Consider the following 22,345-nt stretch of genomic DNA (forward strand, 5'->3'; position numbering starts at 1 on the left):
CCTCCTTCGGATCTCCGCCCGTGTTCTCACCGCCGCCTCAGCAGTGCTTCGAGGAGGAGGGCTCGGAGCGCTGACCATCCTCGTGATCGTCGGGCTTGCGAGCATGTGCCTGTGGGCGGGATACCCGGTGGACCTGACGTCGCAGTCCCGCAGGCCGCCGTCGGGCAGCCGTCAGGACCTGGCCGCCAGCGAGAGCACCTCGGTGGGGCGCAGGGGCCTGCCGGCGCGAGTCTCGGCCAGTAGCAGCCTGACGGCCGCCTCCCGCTGCCCCCCGTAGGCTCCGACAGCGGCGATCTGGCGCTGGTAGGAGGCTCCGGCCTCCAGGGTGGCGCGTACGGAGTCCAGCTCTGCGGCGCAGCCGAGGTCCTCGGCGACGGGTGCGAGCTCGGTGAGCATCCGTTCGACCGTGTTCCCCACCAGCTCCTCCTCGCCGGCGGAGTTGACGATGAGGATGGCGTCCATGCCGTAGCGCGCCGAACGCCACTTGTTCTCGGCGACGTACCAGTCCGGCATCGTGTCGAGATCCTCACCCCGGTCCAGGGTACGGGAGAATGACTCCACGAGGCACTGGGTCAGTGCCGCGATCCCGGCCAGCTCGGTGAGGTTCGTTGCGGCGTCGCAGGCCCGCACCTCGATGGTCCCCAGGCGCGGCGAGGGGCGCACGTCCCAACGGATCTCGGTGAAGTCCTCGATGACGCCGGTGTGGACCAGGTCCCCGGTGTAGCTCTCCAGCTGCTCCCAGGTACTGAACTGCTCCGGAGCGCCGGCGGTGGGCAGCTGCTGGAACATCATGGCCCGGTTGTCCGCGTAACCCGTGTCCTCACCCGCCCAGAATGGCGAGGAGGCGCTCAGGCACTGCAGGTGAGCGGTACGGGTGAGCAGGGCCTTGAGGATCGGCAGGACCTTGGCGCGGTCCTCGACCCCGACATGCACGTGGGTGCCGAAGATGAGCATCTGGTGACCCCATAGGCGGGTGCGGTCCACCAGGCGGGCGTAGCGCTCGGCGTTGGTCACCTTCTGTACCAGCGGGTCGGCGAAGGGATGGGTCCCGGCCGAGGCCAGGTCCACGCGCAGCGGGTCGGTGACCGGAAGGACGCGGTCGAAGGCGAGCGCGATGTCCTCCATGCACTCGGCCACGGTGCGGCGCGCCCCGGAGACCAGCTCGATGGTGTTGAGCATCATCTCACCGTGCACGTGCGGGTCCGGGCCCACCTTCTGAAGGATCTCCTCGGCGCACTGGCGCAGGTCGAGGCTGTCGCGGTCGATGAGCGCCAGCTCCCACTCCACCCCCAGCGTGGAGCGGGCCGAGCTGGCGAAGGGCAAGGACTGGGGCCGGTGGGCCGGCGGCAGCTGTGTCCCCGCGGGGGTGGCGCTCGGATTCGGGGTCGTGTCCTGCATGTCCTGGTCGTCTCCTCGGGTTCCTCAGGTCCCTGACGGGTGCTGGCAGGTGGTGTTGGTGCTAGTCGCCGGAAGAGGCGCCGTCGTCTGGGGGCGTCGGTGAGTCGGTCGGCGAATCGCTGACGATGGGTTCGACGACAAGGACGACGCCCTTGGCCTTCTCTCCTGCGCGGGTCAGGACCCAGGTCTCCGACTCCCGGCCGCTGAGCCTCAGTGAGGAGCGCAGCGCATCGGGGGAGACATCGACTCCTCGCTTGAGGATCTCCAGGCTTCCGACCCCCAGCTCGCGGGCCCGGCCCCGCAGGGTCTTGAGCCGCAGCGGCAGGACCTCGGTGAGGCGGAAGGAGCGCACAAAGGGGGCGGTCGCCTCGTTGGCAAGATCCTCGCCGGTGAGGTAACCGATCCGCGGCCCCACCGGTCGGGCGGACAGCGCCTGGCAGAGGTGGGAGATGAGCCCCGCGCGGACGGCGGCACCGTCGGGCACGTGAATGATGCTGCCCAGATCGTCGGGCGATGCGATCGGGTCGACCTGCACCGGCGGCTGGGAGGGGTCGGCGGCGTCGGTGTCGACCAGCGTGTGGGCACTCGCGCCTCCGGCTTCGGAGCGCAGGACCAGTGCGGAGCGGCCGGGGCCCTCCGGCGCCAGCGGGCCGCACCAGATGGCGGCCTCGACGACGTCGCCGTCCACACTCACCCACTGGGTGTGGGAGTCGGTGGGCAGGGCGGCATGGTCGATACCGGGGGCGACCTTGACGCCGAGAGCGGGCACGGTCTCCCGTAGCGCGAGCACCTGCGACAGGGCCGGCGACCACTGCTCGGGATCGGCGATCCGCCGTCCCTCGGCGCGGCGGGCGGGGTCGGCGAAGACGGCGTCGACACCACGCTCGACCAGGTCGATCTCTAGGGCGTCGGCGCACTCGACGCTCGCGTGGGGGAAGGGCATGAGGTTGATGGTGGCCAGGGCTGCTGTGGCCTCATCGCGGTCGACGGCGAGCACCGGCAGGTCGAGCCCGGCCAGGGCGACGGCGTCGCCACCGATTCCACAGCCCAGGTCCGCGACCTTCGCCACGCCCGCGGCCACGTACCGGGCGGCGTGGTGGGCTGAGACCGTTAGCCGAGTGGCCTGCTCCAGGCTTTCGGCGGTGAAGAGCATCTGCTGGGCGAAGGGGCCGAACTTGGCGGTGGCCCGGGCGCGCAGACGCTGCTGGGTCAGGGCGGCCGCCACCAGGGCGGGGGAATGGCCCTCCTCGCGTAGGGAGCGCCCCAGGGACAGGGCCTCGGCCGGGTCGTAAGGGGGCAGGGAGGACAGAAGCTCCCAGCCCTCGGGCGTCAGAAGGAGCGCGACGTGGTTCTCAGCCATCAGCACAGATCATTCCATGGCGAACCTGTCAACGCGTGTGATGTCCGCTGGGTGGAGCACGATTGGGGCTCTGGCGGGACTCCGGTGAGCGGGCAGGTATCGGGGTGGGTAGTGTTGTGCGTCGACGCCCCGCATGCCGCTGGGGCAGGCCGGCGATGGGCGGGGGCCTGATGACTGACGAGGATCCGACGTGCAGCGCTACCGGCGCGCCCGACGTCGTCGCATCCCGTAGGGGTGGCGCCAAGGACGATCCGAAGCCTGCTTCTCCTGTTGCGGGCGGCCGCAGGGTTCTTCTGCGCCGCCTGGTACGGGCCTCACTCGCCGTCGTGGGCGTCCTGGTCGTCATCGCGGCCGGGGCCAGTATCTGGGCCTGGACCGTCAGCGCCGGGCACATTGAGACTGCCGGTGACGACGACACGACGCGAGCCCCGGTGGCGATCGTGCTGGGGGCCGCCGTGCACGCCGATGGCCGGCCCTCGCCCTGGCTCGCCCACCGTCTCGACACCGCCGCCGACCTCTACACCAGTGGCCGCGTCGAGGCGATCCTGGTCTCCGGGGACAACCGGCGCGTCGGCTATGACGAGCCCACCGTCATGCGCGACTACCTCACCTCCAAGGGGATCCCCCGCCAGGCGGTCGCCCTGGACTACGCGGGCTTCGACACCTATGACACCTGCGTGCGGGCGCGCAGGATCTTCGGGATCGAACGCGCCCTGCTCGTGACCCAGGACTTCCACGAGCCGCGTGCGGTCGCCATCTGCCGTTCGGTCGGTGTCAGCGTCGACGGCGTCGGTGACCCGCGGGCACGTGCTGACCGCATCGGCTGGGCCGTCAGCTGGACGCGCGAGCGCCTGGCCACGATCAAGGCCGTCACCGACGTCCTCTCCCGGCGTGACCCGACCCTGGGACGCCGTGAGACGAGCGTTGCGGAGGCCATCATGTGGACTCAGGAGCACCGGCGCTGACGAGGGCTGACGCCCACGGCGAAACCACCGCCACGCTTTGGCACTCGCATTGACTGAGTGCTAACGCCGTCGTAGATTCTCCGTCAGGCGCAGCGGAGTGCTCGCCCCGGTCCTGGGACGCAGGCGGGCACCTTCTGCGACTCGAACTCCTGCATCGTGCCGGACCGGCCCCCGCGACGGCGGTCGGGCGCGCCTCGGGAGGGCGATCAAGCCGTTCTACTGCACGTTGAAGAGAAGGAGGAGGTCTCCGATGTCGATCTCCATCAAGCCGCTCGAGGACCGCATCGTCGTCCAGGCCGTTGAGGCCGAGCAGACCACCGCATCCGGCCTGTACATCCCCGACACCGCCAAGGAGAAGCCCCAGGAGGGCAAGGTCGTGGCCGTGGGCCCGGGCCGCGTCGACGACTCCGGCAACCGCGTTCCGGTTGACGTCGCCGAGGGTGACGTCGTCATCTACTCCAAGTACGGGGGCACCGAGGTCAGCTACGCCGGTGAGGACTACCTCATCCTGTCGGCCCGCGACGTCCTGGCGGTCGTCACCAAGTGACCCGCTGAGACCGTGTGCGCCACTCGGCGCCACGACGTGTTGAGGGGGAGGCGCCATATGGCGCCTCCCCCTCAACACGTCTGCAGCTAAATGTCAGCTGCATCGACGTGCTGTATCCGGGTGATTGTCTGGACGTTGAGTTGGGAACGTCTGTGCTGTCGATTCCCTGAAACAGGGCGGAGCGTCAGGCCGGTTCGTTGGCGAAACGGCGTGCTAGCTGTTCGTAGTAAGCGCGCCGCTCCTCCTCACTCATGCCTCCCCAGACGCCATAGGGCTCGCGAGTGCTGAGGGCGTGCTCTCGGCACTCTTCCAGGACGGGGCAGTCCTGACAGATGGCCTTTGCTCGTTCGTCCCGTCGTCGACGGGAACCGCCTCTCTCTCCTTCGGGGTGGAAGAAAACCGAGGAGTCCATACCGAGGCAGGCCCCGCGGTACTGCCACTCCCAGAGGGTGGAGATCGGGCCGGGCAGACGTGATGAGTCGTGCATTGCCATCCTCCCCTCCTTTGGATGTGGCGGTCGGGCACACCGAACTTGATGCGCTATACGTAACGATAAGATCGCCCGGTGCGTTAATCAAGAAAAATCATTCTATCTCACAACGAAATTATCTCCAAATTTCCTGGGTGTCTGCGTCTTGGTTATCTGGAAACGTGCGTCATATTGTGGCGCTCGAATAGCAGAAACGTTTTGTGAATGATGTATGCATGTGGGACATCCTTTTTCTGAAACGTTCCGCATTTATCGTTGCTTTATTTTTGGGGTGCAACTCACGTCGTCGTGGTGGTTTCAGCCCGGGTGTCGGTGCGGCCTGCGAGACTGCTCGGTTCTTGGTGGGCGGGTGAGATGGGGCGGTCGGTGCCAGCGGATATGCACGGGATGGTCAGGTCGTCCTACGATGTCCCTGTGAGCGACTCGATCACCAGCCCTGACGCCTTTGCCCCCACCGGACTCACCTACGACGACGTGCTCCTACTGCCCAGGCTGACCGACGTCATCCCCTCTGAGGTCGATACGACCTCCAGGCTGACTCCGAGGATCAGCCTGGCCACCCCACTGCTCTCGGCCGCCATGGACACCGTCACTGAGTCGGAGATGGCCATCGCCATGGCCCGTCAAGGGGGGATCGGCATCCTCCACCGCAACCTGTCCATCGAGGAGCAGGCCCAGCAGGTGCGGCGCGTCAAGCGCTCGGAGTCCGGCATGGTCAGCGACCCGGTGACCGTCGGACCGGACGCCACCATCGCCCAGCTCGACGAGCTCTGCGGTCACTACAAGGTCTCCGGCCTGCCGGTCGTCGACGAGGCCGGCAACCTCCTGGGGATCATCACCAACCGCGACCTGCGCTTCGTCCCGTCGGAGCGCTGGGCGAGCCTGACCGTGCGCGAGTGCATGACGCCGCGCGAGCGCCTCATCACCGGCTCCACCGGTATTTCTCGGGAGGACGCCAAGGCGCTCCTGGCTGAGCACCGCATCGAGAAGCTCCCCCTTGTCGACGCCGAGGGACGTATCACCGGCCTCATCACCGTCAAGGACTTCGTCAAGACCGAGCAGTACCCCAACGCCACCAAGGACACCGAGGGGCGTCTTGTGGTGGGCGCGGCCGTCGGGTACTGGGGGGACACCTGGGACCGAGCCGGAGCCCTGGCCGATGCCGGTGTGGACGTCCTCATCGTTGACACCGCCAACGGCGGCGCCAGGCTGGCGCTGGAGATGATCTCCCGCCTCAAGTCCGACTCCGCCTTCAGCGGCATCGAGGTCATCGGCGGCAACGTCGCGACCCGGGAGGGTGCCCAGGCGCTCATCGACGCCGGGGTCGACGCCGTCAAGGTCGGAGTGGGGCCCGGCTCCATCTGCACCACCCGCGTCGTGGCCGGCGTGGGTGTTCCCCAGGTGACGGCCATCTACGAGGCCGCGCGCGCCTGCAGCCCCGCCGGGGTCCCGCTCATCGCCGACGGTGGCCTGCAGTACTCCGGTGACATCGCCAAGGCGCTCGTGGCCGGGGCGGAGACGGTCATGCTCGGTTCCCTCCTGGCCGGTTGCACGGAGTCGCCCGGCGACCTCGTCTTCGTCAACGGCAAGCAGTGGAAGCGCTACCGCGGCATGGGGTCGCTGGGCGCCATGAGCTCGCGCGGACGCACCTCCTACTCCAAGGACCGCTACTTCCAGGCCGATGTCTCCTCCGACTCCAAGATCGTCCCCGAGGGCATCGAGGGTCAGGTTCCCTACTCCGGGGTGCTGGGCGACGTCGTCTACCAGCTCATGGGCGGGCTGCACCAGTCCATGTTCTACGTGGGTGCCCGCACGATCCCCGAGCTCAAGGAGCGCGGGCAGTTCGTGCGTATCACGAGTGCCGGCCTCAAGGAGTCCCACCCCCACGACGTCAAGATGACCGTCGAGGCTCCCAACTACACCGGGCGCGACAGCGCCTGAGCCCGCGGGGCACGCCGTCGCAGGCGAGGTATCCCGCGGGCCGATCCTCCGCGAGTTCTGCAGCTCAGCAGGCTGGGGAGTCCGGCAGGGGCCAGGCGGTCTGGGCCGGCGTGCGCGAGGGGTTCTTGCGCGCCAGCCACTCGTTGAAGGACTCCGCCCAGGTGCGGTGGGCCCGGGCCTGGAAGGCCACGAGCTGCTCGAGGTCGAGCTCTGAGACCTGCGGGTGGGCCGTGGCCAGCGCCTCGAGCACGTCGAGCGTGGCGGCCACGTCCACCTCCGCGGTGTGCAGGGCCTCATCGACCTGCACGCCGTAGATCTCGCAGAGATCGCTCAAACGGCGCTTGCCCTTGCGGTAGCGATCCACGGCTCGGTCCAGGACCAGGGGATCGGCGATGGGCCCCAGCTGGCGTCCTAGGCGCGAGCGCATTGTGGGCAGGCCGTGACGGGTGAGCTCGGCCTCCATGAGGGTCAGGTCGTAGGAGGCGTTGAAGGCGACGACCGGGGTCCCGGCCGCCATCGCCGTCACCAGCTGGTCGCTCACCTCTGCCAGCACCTCGGCCACCGGCCGGCCCTCGGCCCGGGCCTGTTCGGTGGTCACGCCGTGGACCGCTGAGGCCGCCTCGGGGATCTCCACCCCAGGATCCGCCAGCCAGGTGGTCACCGACTGCTGGCGATCTCCGAAGACCGGGCGTTCGGTGCGCCGGACCAGTGCAGCAGTGACAAGACGGTCCCGAGAGGGATTCACGCCGGTGGTCTCGGTGTCGAAGCCGAGCAGCGGGCCGAAGGGCCAGGAGCGGGCGGTGGTGGAGGCGGTGTTGGACGAGGAGGAGTGCGGGGTGCTCATGGGCCCAGCATGCCACCGGGGCATGACATCAATGGCGGCTGCCCACGTTCCTCGTCCAGCGTCGCTGCGCGGTCATGCGCGCCGGCTGCTCCGCCGGTCGCTCCGGTAGATATCGGCCGGGCCCACTAGGATCGGGACATGAGCACAGAGGTCGAGATCGGACGCTCCAAGCGCGCTCTGCGCGCTTACTCCTTCGACGACATCGCCTTGGTGCCGGCGCGCCGCACTCGTGACACCTCCGAGGTGCGCGTGGGCTGGCAGATCGACGCCTATCACGTGGACCTGCCGGTCATGGCCTCACCCATGGACTCGGTGATGAGCCCCGAGACGGCCATCATGGTGGGACGCCTGGGTGGGATCGGTGTGCTGGACCTGGAGGGGCTGTGGACCCGCTACGAGGATCCCACCGATGCCCTCGAGCGCATCCGTCGGGCCGCCCCGTCCCAGGCCACGAGCGTCCTGCAGGAGGTCTACCGCGCCCCTGTCAGGCCCGAGCTCATCACCGAGCGGTTGACCCAGATCCGTGCCTCCGGCGTCGTCGTCGCCGGGCGCCTCAGTCCTGCCCAGACCCAGCGGCACTGGCGCACCGTGGTCGAGGCGGGCGTGGACCTCATGGTCATCCGCGGCTCCGTCGTGTCGGCCGAGCACGTCTCCGGAGCCGTCGAGCCCCTCAACCTCAAGCGGTTCATCTACGAGCTCGACGTGCCCGTCGTCGTCGGCGGGGTGACCACCTACACCGCCGCCCTCCATCTCATGCGCACCGGCGCTGCCGGGGTCCTCGTGGGACAGGGCGGCGGCGCCTCATCCTCGGTGCGTCAGGTCCTGGGCCTGCACATGCCCATGGCCACCGCCGTGGCCGATGTCGCCGGCGCCCGCCGCGACTACCTCGACGAGTCCGGCGGCCGCTACGTCCACGTCATCGCCGACGGCTCAGTGGGCAACTCCGGCGACGTCGTCAAGGCCATCGCCTGCGGCGCCGACGCCGTCATGCTCGGTGCCGCTCTCGCCCGCGCCGAGGAGGCTCCCGGAGGCGGTTACCACTGGGGCGCCGAGGCCCGCCATGAGAGCCTGCCGCGGGGCTTCCGCAGCTACGTGGGCACAGTCGGCTCCATGGCCGAGATCCTCAACGGGCCCTCCGACCGCGCCGACGGCACCCTCAACATCATGGGCGCCCTGCGCCGAACCCTGGCCACTACCGGCTATGCCGACGTCAAGGAGCTCCAGCGGGTCGAGGTCGTCCTGTCCCCCTATGCAGGCTCTGCAGGTTCCTGAGTGTCATGAGTGAGCCCCGCCACGTACAACAGCCTTTTTGAGGCTCGGAACAGTGCAACTGAGCCGTGATCTCGGGTAGTCTCGGCCGGGACGCAGTCATCGCGCTGCTCACACCAATGCGGGGGCATGATCCGGTCCTCGCGCCGTTAGCCCCCACATGTCACAAGGAGCTTCATATGGCCCAGGTCACCGCCACTATCGCTTCCAAGGTCGGTCTGCACGCCCGTCCCGCCGCCACCTTCGTCAAGGCCGTCGCCGAGAAGGGCATCCCGGTCACCATTGCCAAGGAGGGCGGCGCTGCGGTTGACGCCTCTTCCATCCTCGGTGTGATGACCCTGGGCGCCGGCTTCGGTGACGTCGTCACCCTGGCCTCCGACGCCGACGGCGCCGACGCCGCCCTCGAGGAGCTCAAGGTGCTCCTGGAGACCGACCTGGACGCCTGAGAACAGGCCCAGCCGACGGGGCGCGCTCCACTGCGGGGCGCGCCCCGTTCGTGTTGAGGCGCTCGTGAGAATGAGAAACCAGCACGGACATCACTCACGGACATCACTGTGGATATCGCTGTCGCCCTCGTGCCCTCCCTGCTGTTCGGGGCACTGTCACTTCTGCTCGGGGCCTTCCCCACCGACACCCGCCGTCAGAACACCGCGGTCATGGTGGGGGCTGGAGCCGTCTCGCTAGGATGCGCCGCCCTTCTCGGCGCGCCCTGGTCCCTGAGTGCCACCATGTGGGGCGCGGCCTGCGGGCTCATGTGGACCGGTGGTCAGGTCTTCGTCCTACGGGCCTTTCGCGCCTGGGGTGTCAGCCGCACCATGCCACTGACCACTGCCCTCCAGCTCCTGCTCAACGCCACCCTGGGCGTGAGCCTCTTCGGCGAGTGGCGCGCTCCTGGCTCCCTCGCCCTGGGAGCAGGGGCGCTCGCGCTCATCATGCTCGGCGCCGCTGGTTGCTCCTGGCAGGAGCGCACCGGGCCGGGCCCCACGGCCGCCCAGCGGCGCGACGGCCTGCTGGCCACTGCCGCCTCCGCCGTCCTCTACGGCTCCTACCCATCGCTGCTGCGCGCCGTTCACGTGCCCTCGGCCCACGCCGTCGGCCCCATGGGACTGGGGCTGCTGGCCGGTGCGATCCTGTGCGCCCTTATCCTGCCGCGGCGCGCATCCCTGCGGGGCCCACGGATCGCACCGGCGCTGCTTGCCGGCGGGCTGTGGGCGATCGGCAACGTTCTCATGCTGCGCTCAACGGCGGCCGTGGGCGTGGCCTCCGGCTTCACCCTCTCCCAGCTCGGCTTCGTCCTGGCCACCGTCGGAGGCCTGACCATCCTGGGAGAGAAGCGCACCGGCCGGGAACGTGCGGTGGTTGCCGTCGGGATCGTGGCGGCCGTCGTCGGGCTGGTCCTGATGGGCACGGCAACCAGCATGGACGCGGGCATGAGCCCCTCGCGCCAGACCGTGCCGGGGAAAGTGCCTGAAGCCGTGTGATGCGGAGCCTCTGCCCCCGGGAATGCGTACTTCACGGCGCGGATTCTGAGCCCCCGGGGCGGTGCGTGAACCGCAAGGTGCGGCGACGACGGCGTCGCCGCAGTGGGGGCTGCGGCGACGCCGTCGATCGGGTTCGACCCAGGGGTCCTGATGCTGACTCAGCCGGACTCAGTCCTGCTCGCCACCGGAGGGGTTCGGCTTGATCCACCACCACAGGCCCATACCCGCTGCGATGGACAGCAGGCCCAGGCCCGACCACAGGTTGGCGTTGATGCCGCCGGTCTTGCTCATCTCCTCGGCGCTGTTGAACAGGACCGAGCACACCACCAGGTAGAGGCCGATGAGCCCTAGAGCACCGGTGATGACCGCCCGGATGTCCGTGAGTGAACGATTGCTCATGAGTGTTCTCCTTCGTGTGTCCGAGCGGGTCTAGTGGAAGATGCAGTTGAGCGTGATGACCAGGGCCCCGGCGATGATCCCCAGCGGGATCGGACGGCGGTACCAGGGCAGTTCGTGCAGGTGCGGGTCGGTGCGCTCGCTCTTGGGGGTCAGGGCGTAGACGAAGCCCTTGAGCTCAGAGTCGGGCTTCGGCTCAGTGACCAGGGAGACCAGCACCGTGATGACGACGTCGACCGTGAATGCCACTCCCGCCGCGAGGAAGGCGCCGCCCTGCCCCGGCAGGACCAGGAACTCGTACTTGACGAGGATGTTGACCGCCAGGGAACCCAGGGTTCCGCCGACGAGGCCGATCCAACCGGCCTGCGAGGTGGCCCGCTTCCAGAACATCCCGATGATGAAGGTCGCGAACAGCGGCGCGTTGAACATCGAGAACAGTATCTGGAGATAGTCCATGAGGTTGGGGTAGCTCGCGGCGATGACCGCGGTGAAGATCGCGACCACGGAGGCCGTCAGGGTCGAAAGCTTGCCGACCTTGAGGTAGTGGGCGTCATCGGCGTCCTTCTTGAGGTAGTGCTGGTAGATGTCCACGCCCCATACGGTGTTGAAGGCGGAGATATTCGCCGCCATACCCGCCATGAAGGAGGCCAGCAGACCCGTGATCGCCAGACCCAGCAGACCGTTGGGCAGCAGGTCGCGCATGAGGTAGAGGACCGCGTCGTTGTACTGGTAGCTCGTGTTGGCCCCGGACTTGAGCTGCTGGACCTCCGTGACCATGACGCCGGCGACCATGCCCGGGACGATGACGAGGAAGGGCACGAACATCTTGACGAAGGTGCCGATGATCGGGGTCGACTGGGCCGAGGAGATCGAGTCCGAGGCCATGGCCCGCTGCACCTCGACGAAGTTCGTCGTCCAGTAGCCGAAGGACAGCACGAAGCCCAGGCCGAAGACCAGGCCGATCACCGACATGATGTTGGAGTCGAAGCCGGAGATCGAGTTGCCGGGCCAGGAGTGCAGCTGCTGAGCCGGGTCGGCTCCGATCTTGGTGGCGGCGTCGGTGATCTTGTCGGTCAGACCGTGCCAGCCGCCCACGCGGTGCAGGCCGATGAGGGTCAGGGGCAGCAGCGCCGCCACAATGACGAAGAACTGGAGGACCTCGTTGTAGATCGCCGCGGAGAGTCCTCCCATGGTGATGTAGGAGAAGACGATGACGGCGGCCACGATGAGTCCCACCCACAGGGGCCAGCCCAGCAGCCAATTCATGATCTTGCCCAGCAGGTACAGGTTGATACCGGCGATGAGCAGCTGGGCCAGGGCGAAGCTGATCGCGTTGACCAGGTGCGCGGCGGTGCCGTAGCGCTTGAGCATGAACTCGGGCACTGAGCGCACCTTGGAGCCGTAGTAGAAGGGCATCATGACTAGCCCCAGGAAGATCATGGCCGGGACCGCGCCGATCCAGAAGTAGTGGAAGGTCGGCATGCCGTACTCGGCGCCGTTGGCGGACATTCCCATGATCTCGACGGCACCGAGGTTCGCCGAGACGAAGGCGATACCGGTCACCCAGGCCGGCAGGGACCGACCCGAGGTGAGGAAGCCGTCGGCCGTGGCGGCCTTGGACCGGGCGATGAGTCCGACGCCGATGACGAAGGCGAAGTAGATCGCGATAGGGATGTAGTCGTACCAGCGTGCGGCAATGAGTGTGCCGGATGACGCTGACGAGGCTGACAGGGCGTGCAGCGTGGAGGACATCGGTGTACCTCTCAGGAATTTGTTTCAGTGAGCAAGACCATCCTTGCTGTCGGGCAGATTAGCACGGCGATGATACGGGCAAGGGAGGTTGCGCCTGTCCGGGGCCGCCGGCGTCGCTGGGTAGAGTGCCCTTATGACGATCACTGCTGCTGCCGACGGCTCCTCCCTGGGCAACCCGGGACCGGCCGGCTGGGCCTGGTACGTGGATGATGACTGCTGGGCGGCCGGCGGCTGGGAGAGCTCGACCAACAACCGCGGCGAGCTCACCGCCGTCCTCGAGCTCCTGAGAGCCACCGAGGCCGCCGGCCTCGCCGGCGAGGAGCTCCTCATCCAGTGCGACTCCCAGTACGTCATCAACTCCCTGACCAAGTGGCGCCACGGCTGGAAGAAGCGCGGCTGGCGCAAGGCCGATGGCAAGCCCGTCCTCAACGCCGATCTCGTCAAAGATCTCGACGCCGCGCTCACGGGCCGCACAGTGCGCTTCGAGTGGGTGCGCGGGCATGTCGGCCACCCCATGAACGAGGCCGCCGACTCCCGGGCCCGCGGCGCGGCCACCGCCTTCCAGCAGGGCCGCCCGGTGCCCGCGGGACCGGGCTGGACCCGGGGCGGCCAAACACAGGGGATGGCGCAGTCCTCCGACTCGCCGTCGTCGGGCGCTCCTGCGACCGGACCGCAGACCGACGCCCTGTTCTGAGGCGGGAATTCGGGGCGGCACGTCCGCAGAATCCCAACAACCGGCTCTCACAGGAACGGCACAGGCGCTTCAAACAGGCGGCATAAGGCCTCAGGAGAGGCTGAAGCCATGACGACGAGCCCCGCTCTCCCCGCACTGGCCACCCTCCCTGCCTCCCAGCCCACCATCCTGGACCAGCTGGCCCGTATGCGCCGCCGCGTCCCGACGGTCTTCCTCTTCGCCGCCGTGTCCTTCACTGGCTGGACGGTCGACTACGTCCTGGTCCTCATCCTCAACTCGCTGACCGGATCGGTGCTCTACGCCATCGCCGGGGCCCGGATCGTCTCCTGCAACCTGGGCTTCCTGCTCAACCGGCGCCTGTTCCGCGCCTCCCCGGAGACCTTCTGGCGCTCCGCCGGCGGCTACGCAGCCGTCCAGGGCGGGGTTGCGGCGACCTCGTACGCCGGCATTGCGGTCCTCACCGGCGCCGGGGCGCCCCTGTGGCTGGCCAAGATGCTGGTGGACTCCACGCTCTTCATCGTCAGCTACCTGGCCCAGTCCCGCCTCGTCTACCGGGCTCGGACGCAACAGCCCGCACTGGCGCCCGCGATGGTGGCGGCGGTCTGACGCCCCCTTATGGCCCCGCCCTTCGTCAACGGAGACCGAGGGCGGGGCCGTGTGCGCCGGCAGTGAGGGGAGGGTGGACGACGCGGGGTCAGGACTGAGCGTCGCGCATGAGGATGACGAGCTGGACCCGGTCGCGCAGGTCCAGCTTGGTCAGGATCCGGGTGACGTTCTTCTTGACCGAGTCCGGGGCCAGGACGAGTCTTTGGGCGATCTCCGCATTCGTCAGTCCCTCGGCCACCAGCTCGGCCACCTCGCGCTCACGGGGGCTAAGACGTTCGAGGCGTCGTTGTGCCGCGTGCTGCTGGGGTGAGACGGGGCTGAGCATGTGGCGGTTGAGCAGCTCGCGGGTGATGCGCGGAGTGAGGATCGCGTCCCCGGAGTTGACCGCCCGCAGCGCCTGGTGGAGCTGGGGTGTGCGGGTGTCCTTGAGCAAAAAGCCCGAGGCGCCCGCGGAGAGCGCTCCGAAGGCGAACTCGTCCTGGTCGTAGGTGGTCAGCACCAGGGTTCGGATCGAGGGGTAGAGCTGGGTGATGCGTGCCGTGGCGTCGATCCCGTTGAGGACGGGCATGCGCACGTCCATGAGGATGACGTCGGGAAGCGACCGCCGCTCCTGAAACAGCTCGGCGAGCTGATCAAGAGCGTCCTGGCCATGGGCGGCCTCGGCCACGACCTTGAGGTCATCGGCCCGGTTGATGATAAGGGACAGGCCCATGCGGGTGGCCCTCTGGTCATCGACGATCATGACTGTGATCGGGGTAGGACGCTCCAGGGGGAGTGGGCAGGACGGGAGGGAGGCAGGGGTCATGCTTTCTCCAGATCCGGAATGTAGACCGGGACGACGGCGCGCAGCACCCAGCCGCCGGATCCCGGGGCGATGCTGGGGCCGACGTCAAGCGCACCGCCGCGCTCGTGGATCACGGAGGCCAGGTTGGTCAGTCCGTGACCGGTGGACAGCTCGTGGGAGTCCTGCGAGGAGTCGGCATGGATCGTGACGTGTCCGTCGTCGGACACGGTGATCCGGGTGGATGAGCCGGTGTGGTCCAGGGAGACGACGACGCGCGTGGCGCCCTCGGCGTGCCGCATGACGTTGGTGAGGGCCTCCCGGACGACGATGTAGACGAGTTCCCCGAGTGCCCGGCCCACGGCGGTGTCTCTGGGGCGTCGACCGGTCTCGGTGAGGGCCGCACTGATGCCGGTCGCCCGTACCGTGGTCAGCAGGTCCTCCAGCTGGTCCCAGCCGCGTGCGCCCGTGGCGATCATCGGGCGCGAACTGGTCAAGGCGCCGGAACCGAAGTCGTCGAGGATGGCGGGTGAGGACTGCAACGAGGCGACCGCGTTCCTCGTATCGGCCAGGCCGTCGCGGGCCAAGGAGTTGACCAGGTCGATGGCCTCGTCGACATCCGGGATGCCGCTGGCGCCGTGGAGCCCCTCGGACAGGGCGATGATCGCGGTGAGGGAGTGGCCCACGGAGTCGTGGAGCTCGGCGGCCACTCGGGCCTGGTACCGGGCGGCATCGCGTTGCACTACGAGCTGCTGCTCAGCCGTGTGGGAGGCGAGCTGGGCGTCCCCGTGCTCCAGGGACTCCCGACGTGACCGGGTGATCGACGCCACGGTGACGACGACAATGAGAAACCCGGCCTCCTGCATGAAGTCCGACAGCGGCACCCTCTCCTTCATGAGCCCCGGCAGTGGTCCGTTGATCGACGCGAGATAGGGGATGAACATGAAGGCGATGGTGGCGGCAATGCCCAGGAGCCGCTGTCGGACGCTCGCGATGGCGATCAGGGTGTAGACCGCCACCAGTAGCGGCAGGAGGAACTCTGCGGAGTCGCTCTTGATCATCTTGATCATGAGGGCCACGTTGTTGACGATGACGATCCCCAGAGGCCAGCGCCGTCGCCAGATCAGGGACAGGCCGGTCACCGCGGTGAGCACGAACTTGATCATGGGGACGTTGAAGCCGAGAGAAAAGGCGAGCACGATGCCGGCGCCCTGGAGCACGGCGTTGATGACAACCATGCCCCATGTCCCCACGGGGCTGGATCGGTACCACTCGGCGATGCGGTCCAGGCGCGTGCGCGGGACCCTGGGCCCGGCCTCGGGAAGCTGTTCGATGGACGTGCTGCTCATGGCTGGCGTCTCACTGTCACTCTCACCGTCGACTCACCACCGTCTCACCGTCCGCAGCAGAACAAGGGCGAGGACTGCTACCCATGCCAGACAGATGAGGCCGTCGGTGGCGGCCGAGCTCGGTGAGGTCATGGCCTCGGGGTTCAGTGACGCGGTCGCCCGGGTCAATGCGGTCATGGGATTGAGGATGCTCAGCGGCTGGGCCACCAGGAGCATCGCCGTCCCAGCGACCGCTCCCAGGAGCGCAGTGGTCATCGTGCTGGCGAAGGACCTCATGATCGTGCCTAGCCAGGTGACGAAGGTGAGGATGACCCACATCCCCAGCGCCACGGCGCCGAACCGGGGCAGGTAGGCGGCCAGGCCCGGCAGATGGAAGCCGGCGACAAGACCGGTGAGAGCAACGGTCAGGATCAGGATCGCGGTGGTCGTCACCGCCACCTGCAGCCCGTGGAGCAGCTTGCCCGCAATGATGGCGCTCTCCACGTGATCGGCGCTCATCCGCTGCCAGTTGCGTCCCTGATGCTCACCGGCGGCGATCTGCGCCGCGAAGCCGCTCAAAGCCAGGGGAAGGATCAGCATCGAGAGCAGGAGCGTGGACTGGGGCCAGATGATGTCCCAGGTGGCGCCCAGCGCCTGGAACTCGTCTCGGTAGGTCCTGTACTGCAGGTAACCGGACAGGGACGCCAGGGCGCACAGGACGGTGACAGCACCCCAGTACCAGCGGTTGGGGGCCTTACGGTTCTCCCAGTACCAGGCGTCGCGTACCAGGGGGCGACGACGGCGTGCCGCCGACGGCGTTCTTGCCGTGAGGTCGTCGGTAGAGGTTGGCGTCGTCGGGGGGCCAGGAGTGGTGAGGGATGAAGACATGGCGTGCCTTGGGGCTGAGAACGTGGATGATGCGGCGCTGCTCATCGGTAATTCACCCTATGGACAATAGCGGTATGGGCGATGACGGTCCACCCTGTGGCGGCCAGCGCGGCGAACACCGCCAGGATCCACGGCTGAGTAGCCAGCGTCATGTCGCCGGTGGCATGTATGGACGCGTAGGAGGCTACTGTGTCGATGGGGGTGGCGGAGGGAATGATTCCCCAGGGCAGCAGCCAGGTGAAGGACCCGAGGTAGGCGTGGGGCAGGCTCCCGGCGATCAGGCCGCCGACGGCCGCTGTCCCCAGGCCGATGGCCTGCCTGTCGAAGCACATGGACAGCATGAGCTGGACCGAGGCGACGGCCAGTGCCGAGCACGCCATCACCACAAGTGCGGGTGGGAGTGCTCTCCAGTAGGAGGTGGTCACGGTCAGGCCCAGAGGGGCGGCCGCAGCGGCGAGCAGCACCAGGACGGCGGTCTCCATCGCACTCGCCGTGAGAAAGACAATGACGAGCTTGCCCCTGTACCGGGTGAGAGGCCTCTGCCCCAGTGCCGTCATCAACTGTCCCATCCGCTCCTCGGTGTCCGCGGTAACGATGCGCGAGGCCAGTAGTGCCGTCACAACCGGCATGAGGACAGTGATGACCTGGAGGAGCTCATCGAGCGCGAGGGTAGTGTCGTGCGCCTTGGCGGGGCCCGTGACCCGGGAGGCCACGCGCATACTGCTCCAGAGCAGGCACAGGGCGGACGCGCTCGCAGCCAGGAGCCAGTAGTGCCTGCGACGCAGTTTGCCCAGCTCGAGGATCACGGTTGTCCGCGCATGCCGAACCCATGAGGCGGACAGCAGCGTCGGCTCCGCGAGCGAGTCGGATGCGGTGCCAGCGGCACTCGGCGGAGTGCTCATCGGGCTATGCCCCGGGACGTGGCCGCCGGCTGAGCGGTAAGGACGGGGTCGGTCAGTTCGAGGAAGGCCTGCTCCAGGGTCTTGCGCACGGTCTGGACGCGGTAGACGGTCGTGCCCGAGGTGACGATGCTGGTGATGAGATCGCCGACGTCGTCGTCGGGCATCATCGCCGTGCGCACCACGGCGTCGTGGACCTCATGCGGCACCCCGAGGGAGGTCAGAAGGGTGGAGACGGCCGTGGGGGCGGAGACGGTCATCTCGATGACACCGTCGTCGTGCAGGCCGGACAGAGTGCCCTGGTAGCGCAGGCGCCCGGCACAGATGATGCCAACAGTGTCGGCCAGCTGCTCGATCTCGGACAGGGTGGGAGAGGAGACCATGATCGTTACCCCCTCCTGGCGGGAGAGGGTCATGATGAGCTGGCGGATCTCGGCCACGTCGACCGGGTCGAGCCCCTTGGTGGGCTCGTCCAGCAGCAGGAGAGGAGAGTCCGCCAGGAGCGCCATGGCCAGTCCGAGCCGCTGCTTCAGGCTCGTTGAGTAGTGCCTGACCTGCCTGCCCTCCTGCCCGTCCAGGTCGACGGTGGCCAGAGCGTGCTCGATGCGGTTGGACGAGAGTCCCAGGTAGGAGGCCACCATGACGAGGTTCTCCCGGCCGGTCAGGGTCGGGTAGTAGGAGGGGCCCTCGATGAGGGATCCGATCGCTCCCGGGGGCAGAGGCCGGCGGGAGCTGACCGCACGTCCCAGGACACTTATGTGTCCCGACGTCGGGCGGGCCAGTCCCAGCAGGAGCTTCATGGTGGTGGACTTGCCGGCTCCGTTGGGTCCCAGGAGCCCGTAGATACCGCCGGCGGGTACTCGCAGGTTCACCCCGTCGACGACGTTGACGCCGTTGTAGGAGCGGGTCAGGCCGTCGGTGGCCACCGCGAGCTCTCCGACCGGGGCCGGGAAGGCCTCGGCAACGGTGGGGGCGACGAGGCGCGGGCTGGTAGGGGAGGAGGGTGCGGGGTCCGAGACGGGACTGGCGACAGGGCGACCGGTCGTGATGTCCTGATCGGGGAAGGAGATGGTGGGAGGTGCAGGCGCCGTGGCTGTCATCGGGGAGCTCAGCGAGGCAGTCAGGGGTGCGATGCTCATGAAACCATGTAAGCGCTTAAAATATTATGGGCGCACCAACTTCAGCCTATTTGTCCCCCTCGGGGGGCGAACGCGGTGCCGCAGCCGTTCCCTGGTCGGGTGGCTGCGGCACCGCGCGGTATTCTCCTGGTCTGTCCCGTCACTCGAAGGCTCGACGGCGGGCTCTCCCAGGGGCTTGAGAGGTCCTTAGATGAGGGTGAGCGACTGTCGCGCGATGGCGAGCTCCTCGTTGGTGGGGACCACGAGCACCGTGACCTTTGAGCCCGGTGTGGAGATGACGCGCGGCTCGTCGGAGCGGGTCTCGTTGAGCGCGGGGTCGATCTCCACACCCATGTAGACCAGGCGCTCGCACAGCTCGCGGCGCAGGTTCGCGTCGTTCTCGCCGATACCGGCGGTGAAGGTCAGCGCGTCCAGGCCACCCATGACGGCGGTGTAGGCGCCCACGTACTTCACAAGGCGGTGCAGGTAGATGTCCATGGCCTCACGGGCCTCCTGCTCGCCGGCGCCGATGCGCTTCCACACCTCGCGCATGTCGTTGTCGCCAGCCAGCCCCTTCATTCCCGAGCTGCGGTTGAACAGGTGGTCGATCTCCTCGATCGACATGCCCGCCACGCGCGCCAGGTGGAAGACGGCGGCCGGGTCGATGTCACCGGTGCGCCCGCCCATGACCAGGCCCTCCAGCGGGGTCAGTCCCATGGAGGTGTCCACGGCGTGCCCGGCCACGACCGCCGAGGCCGAGGCCCCATTGCCCAGGTGCAGGACGATCTGCTTGAGGTCGTCGCGCCCCAGGAACTCGGAGACCGCCCCGGAGACGAACTGGTGGCTGGTGCCGTGGGCGCCGTAACGGCGGATGGAGTAGGTGTCGGCCACCTCGCGGTTCAGGGCGTAGCGAGCGGCCTCCTCGGGCAGGTCCTGGAAGAAGGCGGTGTCGAACACGGCCACGTGCGGCACGTCGGACAGCAGGCGGCGTCCCACCTCGATGCCCTTGAGGTGGGCGGGGTTGTGCAGCGGGCCCAGCGGCACGAGCTGCTCGATGCGGGTCACGATCTCGTCGTCGATGAGGGCCGGACCGGAGAAGTAGTGCCCGCCCTGGACGACGCGGTGACCCACGGCCACGATGTGGGCGTCGGCCAGCGAGGGGCCCTGCTCCTCGAACAGGCGCAGCACCTCGGCCAGGCCGAAGCCGTGGTCGGGGACCGGCTCGGTGATCTCGGTGCGCTCCTCGCCGTGCTTGTGCGTGATGGCACCGGTCTCCTCGCCGATGCGCTCCACCAGGCCGGAGGCGAGCGAGGCTCCGGAGTCGGGGTCGACCAGCTGGTACTTGATGGAGGAGGAGCCGGAGTTGATAACGAGGACGGTGCGCTGAGTCACGGGGTGCCTTTCAAGAACGGTATGGGACGGACTGCGGGGATGGCTGGCAAGGACTGACCGGGATCCGGCGGCGCGGGGCCGGGACCAGAGAGCGAACTGGCAGCTGGTCCCGGCCCCGGGCCGGTGAGAACCTCAGCCCTGGGCCTGGACGGCGGTGATGGCGACGGTGTTGATGATGTCCTCCACCAGGGCGCCGCGCGAGAGGTCGTTGACCGGCTTGTTGAGGCCCTGGAGGACGGGGCCGATGGCGATGGCGCCAGAGGAGCGCTGGACCGCCTTGTAACCGATGTTGCCGCTGGACAGGTCCGGGAAGATGAAGACGTTGGCCCGTCCGGCCACGAGAGAATCGGGGGCCTTCTTGGCGGCCACGGTCGGGTCGATGGCGGCGTCGTACTGGATGGGGCCCTCGACGGCGAGGTCGGGCTCCTTGGACCGCACCAGCTCGGTGGCCTCGCGGACCTTGTCGACGTCCGCACCCTTTCCGGAGGTCCCGGTGGAGAAGGACAGCATCGCCACGCGCGGCTCGACGCCGAACTGGCGGGCCGTGGCGGCCGAGGAGATGGCGATGTCGGCCAGCTCGGCGGCGTTGGGCTCGGGGTTGACGGCGCAGTCACCGTAGACGAGCACCCGGTCCTCCAGGAGCATGAGGAAGACGGAGGAGACGATCGAGGTCCCCGGCTTGGTCTTGATGATCTGGAAGGAGGGGACGATCGTGTGGGCGGTGGTGTGAGCCGCACCCGAGACCATGCCGTCGGCGTCGCCCATGTGGACCATCATCGTGCCGAAGTAGGACACGTCCTGGACCTTCTCCCGGGCCTGCTCCAGGGTGACGCCCTTCTTGGCGCGCAGGCGGGCGAACTCCTCAGCGTACTTCTCCAGCAGCTCGGGGTCCCTGGTGGAGATGACCCGGGCGGCGGCGATGTCCAGACCCAGCTCGGTGGCGCGGGCGCGCACGGTGGTCTCGTCACCCAGCAGCACCAGGTCGGCGATGCCCCGGCGCAGGATGGCGTCGGCGGCCCGCAGGACCCGGTCGTCGTCGGGCTCGGGCAGGACGATCGTCCTGCGGTCGGTGCGCGAGCGCTCCACCAGCTCGGCCTGGAACATGATCGGAGTGACGACCTCGGAGGGCTCGACCTCCAGTGCGGACAGAAGGGCGTCGACGTCGGCCTCATGCTCGAAGGTGGTCACGGCCACGTCGATCTTGCGCTCGGAGCCGTGGGCGAGCAGGCCCTGCAGGGAGCCGGCCCTCGAGGCGGCGGTGAAGGTATCCAGCGGGGAGGTGATGACCGGGATATTGACGTCCAGACCCTCCAGGAGGCGCAGCGCGTGGGGCGCCACCTCGAAGCCCCCGTTGAGGATGAGGCCGGACAGGATCGGGAAGCTGGAGGATGCCTGGGCCGCCATGAGCGAGATGAGCATGGCGGACCGGTCGGCCGGCACAATGGCGACCTGGCCGGCGGTCAGGCGCTCCAGGACGTGGGAGACGTCCATGGCGCACACGAGGACGGACTCGGCCTCGCGGTCCAGCAGGGTCTCGTCGCCGGCGATGAGTGTGCCCTCGACGGCGTCCAGCACCTCATGCACCGCTGGGGCGGCCAGGAGAGGCACCTCGGGCAGCGTGGTGGAGGTGATGCCCTCGACGGCCGCCAGCGCGTCGGCGACGGCCTGGCGGGTGTCCGGGCGGCACTTGTTGGCCACCGCCGCGACGGTGCGGGCGTGGTTGTCGGCGATCTCTGCCATGGAGACCTCCACGGAACCGACGACGTCCTCGGGGTCGTACTGCCCGGAGACCACCAGCAGGATCGGAACGCCGATGTTGGCGGCGACCCGTGCGTTGAGGGCCAGCTCGGGGTTGCCGGCGACGTCGGTGAAGTCCGAGCCGTCGATGATGACGACGTCGTGCTCGCGCGCCAGGGCCCGGTAGGCGTCGACGATGCGGGCCAGGGCCTCCTCGGGGTCGGTGTGGAACTCGTCCCAGGTCGCGCCGACGCACTGCTCGGCGGGCGTGGTGGAGCCGGCACGGGCCAGCAGGAGACTGAGGAAGGCGTCGCCCTCACGGCTCTCCACGAAGGGGCGGAAGACGCCGACCTTGGCAACTACCTTCGTCAGGCAGGAGACCAGCCCGAGGGCCACCGTTGACTTCCCGGTTCCGGCATTGGGTGAGGCGATGTAGATACTGCGCGCCACGTTGGGTCC

The 22,345-nt window shown here is 68.4% G+C and carries 21 protein-coding genes; 8 read left to right on the plus strand and 13 right to left on the minus strand.

Annotation, left to right across the window (positions count from 1 at the left end):
- Positions 1-171: 171 nt before the first annotated feature.
- Together BQ8008_RS01375 and BQ8008_RS01380 are read right to left on the minus strand one after the other, a co-directional pair.
- Positions 172-1,398 (minus strand): glutamate--cysteine ligase, encoded by a 1,227-nt coding sequence (locus BQ8008_RS01375; protein ID WP_199907911.1) that lies wholly within the window; start codon positions 1,396-1,398, stop codon positions 172-174.
- A gap of 61 nt (positions 1,399-1,459) precedes the next feature.
- Complete coding sequence (locus tag BQ8008_RS01380; protein WP_108832477.1) at positions 1,460-2,758, minus strand: class I SAM-dependent methyltransferase; 1,299 nt, start codon at positions 2,756-2,758, stop codon at positions 1,460-1,462.
- A gap of 170 nt (positions 2,759-2,928) precedes the next feature.
- Between BQ8008_RS01380 and BQ8008_RS01385 the strand changes: the two genes are divergently transcribed.
- Positions 2,929-3,723 (plus strand): SanA/YdcF family protein, encoded by a 795-nt coding sequence (locus BQ8008_RS01385; RefSeq protein ID WP_108834546.1) that lies wholly within the window; start codon positions 2,929-2,931, stop codon positions 3,721-3,723.
- Positions 3,724-3,973: 250 nt separating this feature from the next.
- Positions 3,974-4,270 carry a co-chaperone GroES gene (gene groES / locus BQ8008_RS01390; RefSeq protein WP_108832478.1) on the plus strand — a complete coding sequence of 99 codons (297 nt, stop codon included), beginning with the start codon at positions 3,974-3,976 and terminating at the stop codon, positions 4,268-4,270.
- Between the two features lie 184 nt (positions 4,271-4,454).
- Here groES and BQ8008_RS01395 read toward each other — a convergent pair whose 3' ends face one another.
- Positions 4,455-4,757 (minus strand): WhiB family transcriptional regulator, encoded by a 303-nt coding sequence (locus BQ8008_RS01395; RefSeq protein WP_108834548.1) that lies wholly within the window; start codon positions 4,755-4,757, stop codon positions 4,455-4,457.
- Positions 4,758-5,138: 381 nt separating this feature from the next.
- Here BQ8008_RS01395 and guaB point away from each other — a divergent pair, with 381 nt between their 5' ends.
- Positions 5,139-6,701 (plus strand): IMP dehydrogenase, encoded by a 1,563-nt coding sequence (gene guaB / locus BQ8008_RS01400; protein ID WP_325048141.1) that lies wholly within the window; start codon positions 5,139-5,141, stop codon positions 6,699-6,701.
- Between the two features lie 64 nt (positions 6,702-6,765).
- Here the strand turns inward: guaB and BQ8008_RS01405 are convergent, their stop codons facing one another.
- Positions 6,766-7,545, minus strand: coding sequence for an exonuclease domain-containing protein (locus BQ8008_RS01405; RefSeq protein WP_108832479.1), 780 nt, complete (start codon positions 7,543-7,545; stop codon positions 6,766-6,768).
- Between the two features lie 138 nt (positions 7,546-7,683).
- Between BQ8008_RS01405 and BQ8008_RS01410 the strand changes: the two genes are divergently transcribed.
- From BQ8008_RS01410 to BQ8008_RS01420, 3 genes are all read left to right on the plus strand, one after another.
- Positions 7,684-8,817: a GuaB3 family IMP dehydrogenase-related protein gene (locus tag BQ8008_RS01410; RefSeq protein WP_108832480.1), complete on the plus strand. Its 1,134-nt coding sequence runs from the start codon at positions 7,684-7,686 to the stop codon at positions 8,815-8,817.
- A 176-nt stretch (positions 8,818-8,993) separates the two neighbouring features.
- Positions 8,994-9,260, plus strand: a complete 267-nt coding sequence (locus BQ8008_RS01415; protein WP_108832481.1) for an HPr family phosphocarrier protein — start codon at positions 8,994-8,996, stop codon at positions 9,258-9,260.
- A gap of 108 nt (positions 9,261-9,368) precedes the next feature.
- Positions 9,369-10,295 carry a GRP family sugar transporter gene (locus BQ8008_RS01420; RefSeq protein ID WP_108832482.1) on the plus strand — a complete coding sequence of 309 codons (927 nt, stop codon included), beginning with the start codon at positions 9,369-9,371 and terminating at the stop codon, positions 10,293-10,295.
- A gap of 168 nt (positions 10,296-10,463) precedes the next feature.
- Here the strand turns inward: BQ8008_RS01420 and BQ8008_RS01425 are convergent, their stop codons facing one another.
- Positions 10,464-10,694 (minus strand): hypothetical protein, encoded by a 231-nt coding sequence (locus tag BQ8008_RS01425; RefSeq protein ID WP_108832483.1) that lies wholly within the window; start codon positions 10,692-10,694, stop codon positions 10,464-10,466.
- A gap of 30 nt (positions 10,695-10,724) precedes the next feature.
- Positions 10,725-12,443, minus strand: a complete 1,719-nt coding sequence (locus BQ8008_RS01430; RefSeq protein WP_108832484.1) for a sodium:solute symporter family protein — start codon at positions 12,441-12,443, stop codon at positions 10,725-10,727.
- Between the two features lie 133 nt (positions 12,444-12,576).
- Here BQ8008_RS01430 and BQ8008_RS01435 point away from each other — a divergent pair, with 133 nt between their 5' ends.
- Both BQ8008_RS01435 and BQ8008_RS01440 read left to right on the plus strand, forming a co-directional pair.
- Positions 12,577-13,137 carry a ribonuclease H family protein gene (locus BQ8008_RS01435; RefSeq protein ID WP_108832485.1) on the plus strand — a complete coding sequence of 187 codons (561 nt, stop codon included), beginning with the start codon at positions 12,577-12,579 and terminating at the stop codon, positions 13,135-13,137.
- Positions 13,138-13,245: 108 nt separating this feature from the next.
- Positions 13,246-13,743 carry a GtrA family protein gene (locus BQ8008_RS01440; RefSeq protein ID WP_108832486.1) on the plus strand — a complete coding sequence of 166 codons (498 nt, stop codon included), beginning with the start codon at positions 13,246-13,248 and terminating at the stop codon, positions 13,741-13,743.
- Between the two features lie 88 nt (positions 13,744-13,831).
- Here BQ8008_RS01440 and BQ8008_RS01445 read toward each other — a convergent pair whose 3' ends face one another.
- From BQ8008_RS01445 to pta, 7 genes are all read right to left on the minus strand, one after another.
- Entirely contained in the window at positions 13,832-14,548 is a 717-nt protein-coding gene (locus BQ8008_RS01445; protein ID WP_108832487.1) for a response regulator transcription factor, read from the minus strand.
- Positions 14,545-15,873, minus strand: coding sequence for a sensor histidine kinase (locus BQ8008_RS01450; protein ID WP_108832488.1), 1,329 nt, complete (start codon positions 15,871-15,873; stop codon positions 14,545-14,547). The genes BQ8008_RS01445 and BQ8008_RS01450 overlap by 4 nt, the downstream gene beginning before the upstream one ends.
- Before the next feature lie 33 nt (positions 15,874-15,906).
- The gene (locus BQ8008_RS01455) at positions 15,907-16,740 is read right to left on the minus strand and encodes an ABC transporter permease (RefSeq protein WP_234415172.1); all 834 of its coding nucleotides are present in this window, start codon (positions 16,738-16,740) and stop codon (positions 15,907-15,909) included.
- Positions 16,741-16,781: 41 nt separating this feature from the next.
- Positions 16,782-17,642, minus strand: a complete 861-nt coding sequence (locus tag BQ8008_RS01460) for an ABC transporter permease (RefSeq protein WP_108832490.1) — start codon at positions 17,640-17,642, stop codon at positions 16,782-16,784.
- Positions 17,639-18,778 carry an ATP-binding cassette domain-containing protein gene (locus tag BQ8008_RS01465; RefSeq protein WP_234415173.1) on the minus strand — a complete coding sequence of 380 codons (1,140 nt, stop codon included), beginning with the start codon at positions 18,776-18,778 and terminating at the stop codon, positions 17,639-17,641. Before BQ8008_RS01465 ends, BQ8008_RS01460 begins: the two co-directional genes overlap by 4 nt.
- A 186-nt stretch (positions 18,779-18,964) precedes the next feature.
- Positions 18,965-20,149, minus strand: coding sequence for an acetate/propionate family kinase (locus BQ8008_RS01470; RefSeq protein ID WP_108832492.1), 1,185 nt, complete (start codon positions 20,147-20,149; stop codon positions 18,965-18,967).
- 132 nt (positions 20,150-20,281) lie between these two features.
- A complete protein-coding gene (gene pta, locus BQ8008_RS01475; protein ID WP_108832493.1) occupies positions 20,282-22,336 on the minus strand; it encodes a phosphate acetyltransferase in 2,055 nt (684 codons plus the stop codon).
- Between the last annotated feature and the right edge of the window lie 9 nt (positions 22,337-22,345).

Origin of the sequence: Actinomyces sp. Marseille-P3109, from assembly GCF_900323545.1 — a bacterium.
Taxonomy (GTDB): domain Bacteria; phylum Actinomycetota; class Actinomycetes; order Actinomycetales; family Actinomycetaceae; genus Actinomyces.

Coding starts and splice junctions, on each gene's coding strand:
- BQ8008_RS01415 (WP_108832481.1), top strand. CDS start 8,994: ATGGCCCAGGTCACCGCCACTATCGCTTCCAAGGTCGGTCTGCACGCC.
- BQ8008_RS01375 (WP_199907911.1), bottom strand. CDS start 1,398: ATGCAGGACACGACCCCGAATCCGAGCGCCACCCCCGCGGGGACACAG.
- BQ8008_RS01460 (WP_108832490.1), bottom strand. CDS start 17,642: ATGAGCACTCCGCCGAGTGCCGCTGGCACCGCATCCGACTCGCTCGCG.
- guaB (WP_325048141.1), top strand. CDS start 5,139: ATGCACGGGATGGTCAGGTCGTCCTACGATGTCCCTGTGAGCGACTCG.
- BQ8008_RS01425 (WP_108832483.1), bottom strand. CDS start 10,694: ATGAGCAATCGTTCACTCACGGACATCCGGGCGGTCATCACCGGTGCT.
- BQ8008_RS01380 (WP_108832477.1), bottom strand. CDS start 2,758: ATGGCTGAGAACCACGTCGCGCTCCTTCTGACGCCCGAGGGCTGGGAG.
- BQ8008_RS01440 (WP_108832486.1), top strand. CDS start 13,246: ATGACGACGAGCCCCGCTCTCCCCGCACTGGCCACCCTCCCTGCCTCC.
- groES (WP_108832478.1), top strand. CDS start 3,974: ATGTCGATCTCCATCAAGCCGCTCGAGGACCGCATCGTCGTCCAGGCC.
- BQ8008_RS01465 (WP_234415173.1), bottom strand. CDS start 18,778: ATGAGCATCGCACCCCTGACTGCCTCGCTGAGCTCCCCGATGACAGCC.
- BQ8008_RS01450 (WP_108832488.1), bottom strand. CDS start 15,873: ATGAGCAGCACGTCCATCGAACAGCTTCCCGAGGCCGGGCCCAGGGTC.
- BQ8008_RS01445 (WP_108832487.1), bottom strand. CDS start 14,548: ATGACCCCTGCCTCCCTCCCGTCCTGCCCACTCCCCCTGGAGCGTCCT.
- BQ8008_RS01430 (WP_108832484.1), bottom strand. CDS start 12,443: ATGTCCTCCACGCTGCACGCCCTGTCAGCCTCGTCAGCGTCATCCGGC.
- BQ8008_RS01435 (WP_108832485.1), top strand. CDS start 12,577: ATGACGATCACTGCTGCTGCCGACGGCTCCTCCCTGGGCAACCCGGGA.
- BQ8008_RS01410 (WP_108832480.1), top strand. CDS start 7,684: ATGAGCACAGAGGTCGAGATCGGACGCTCCAAGCGCGCTCTGCGCGCT.
- BQ8008_RS01395 (WP_108834548.1), bottom strand. CDS start 4,757: ATGCACGACTCATCACGTCTGCCCGGCCCGATCTCCACCCTCTGGGAG.
- BQ8008_RS01405 (WP_108832479.1), bottom strand. CDS start 7,545: ATGAGCACCCCGCACTCCTCCTCGTCCAACACCGCCTCCACCACCGCC.
- BQ8008_RS01385 (WP_108834546.1), top strand. CDS start 2,929: ATGACTGACGAGGATCCGACGTGCAGCGCTACCGGCGCGCCCGACGTC.
- BQ8008_RS01455 (WP_234415172.1), bottom strand. CDS start 16,740: ATGTCTTCATCCCTCACCACTCCTGGCCCCCCGACGACGCCAACCTCT.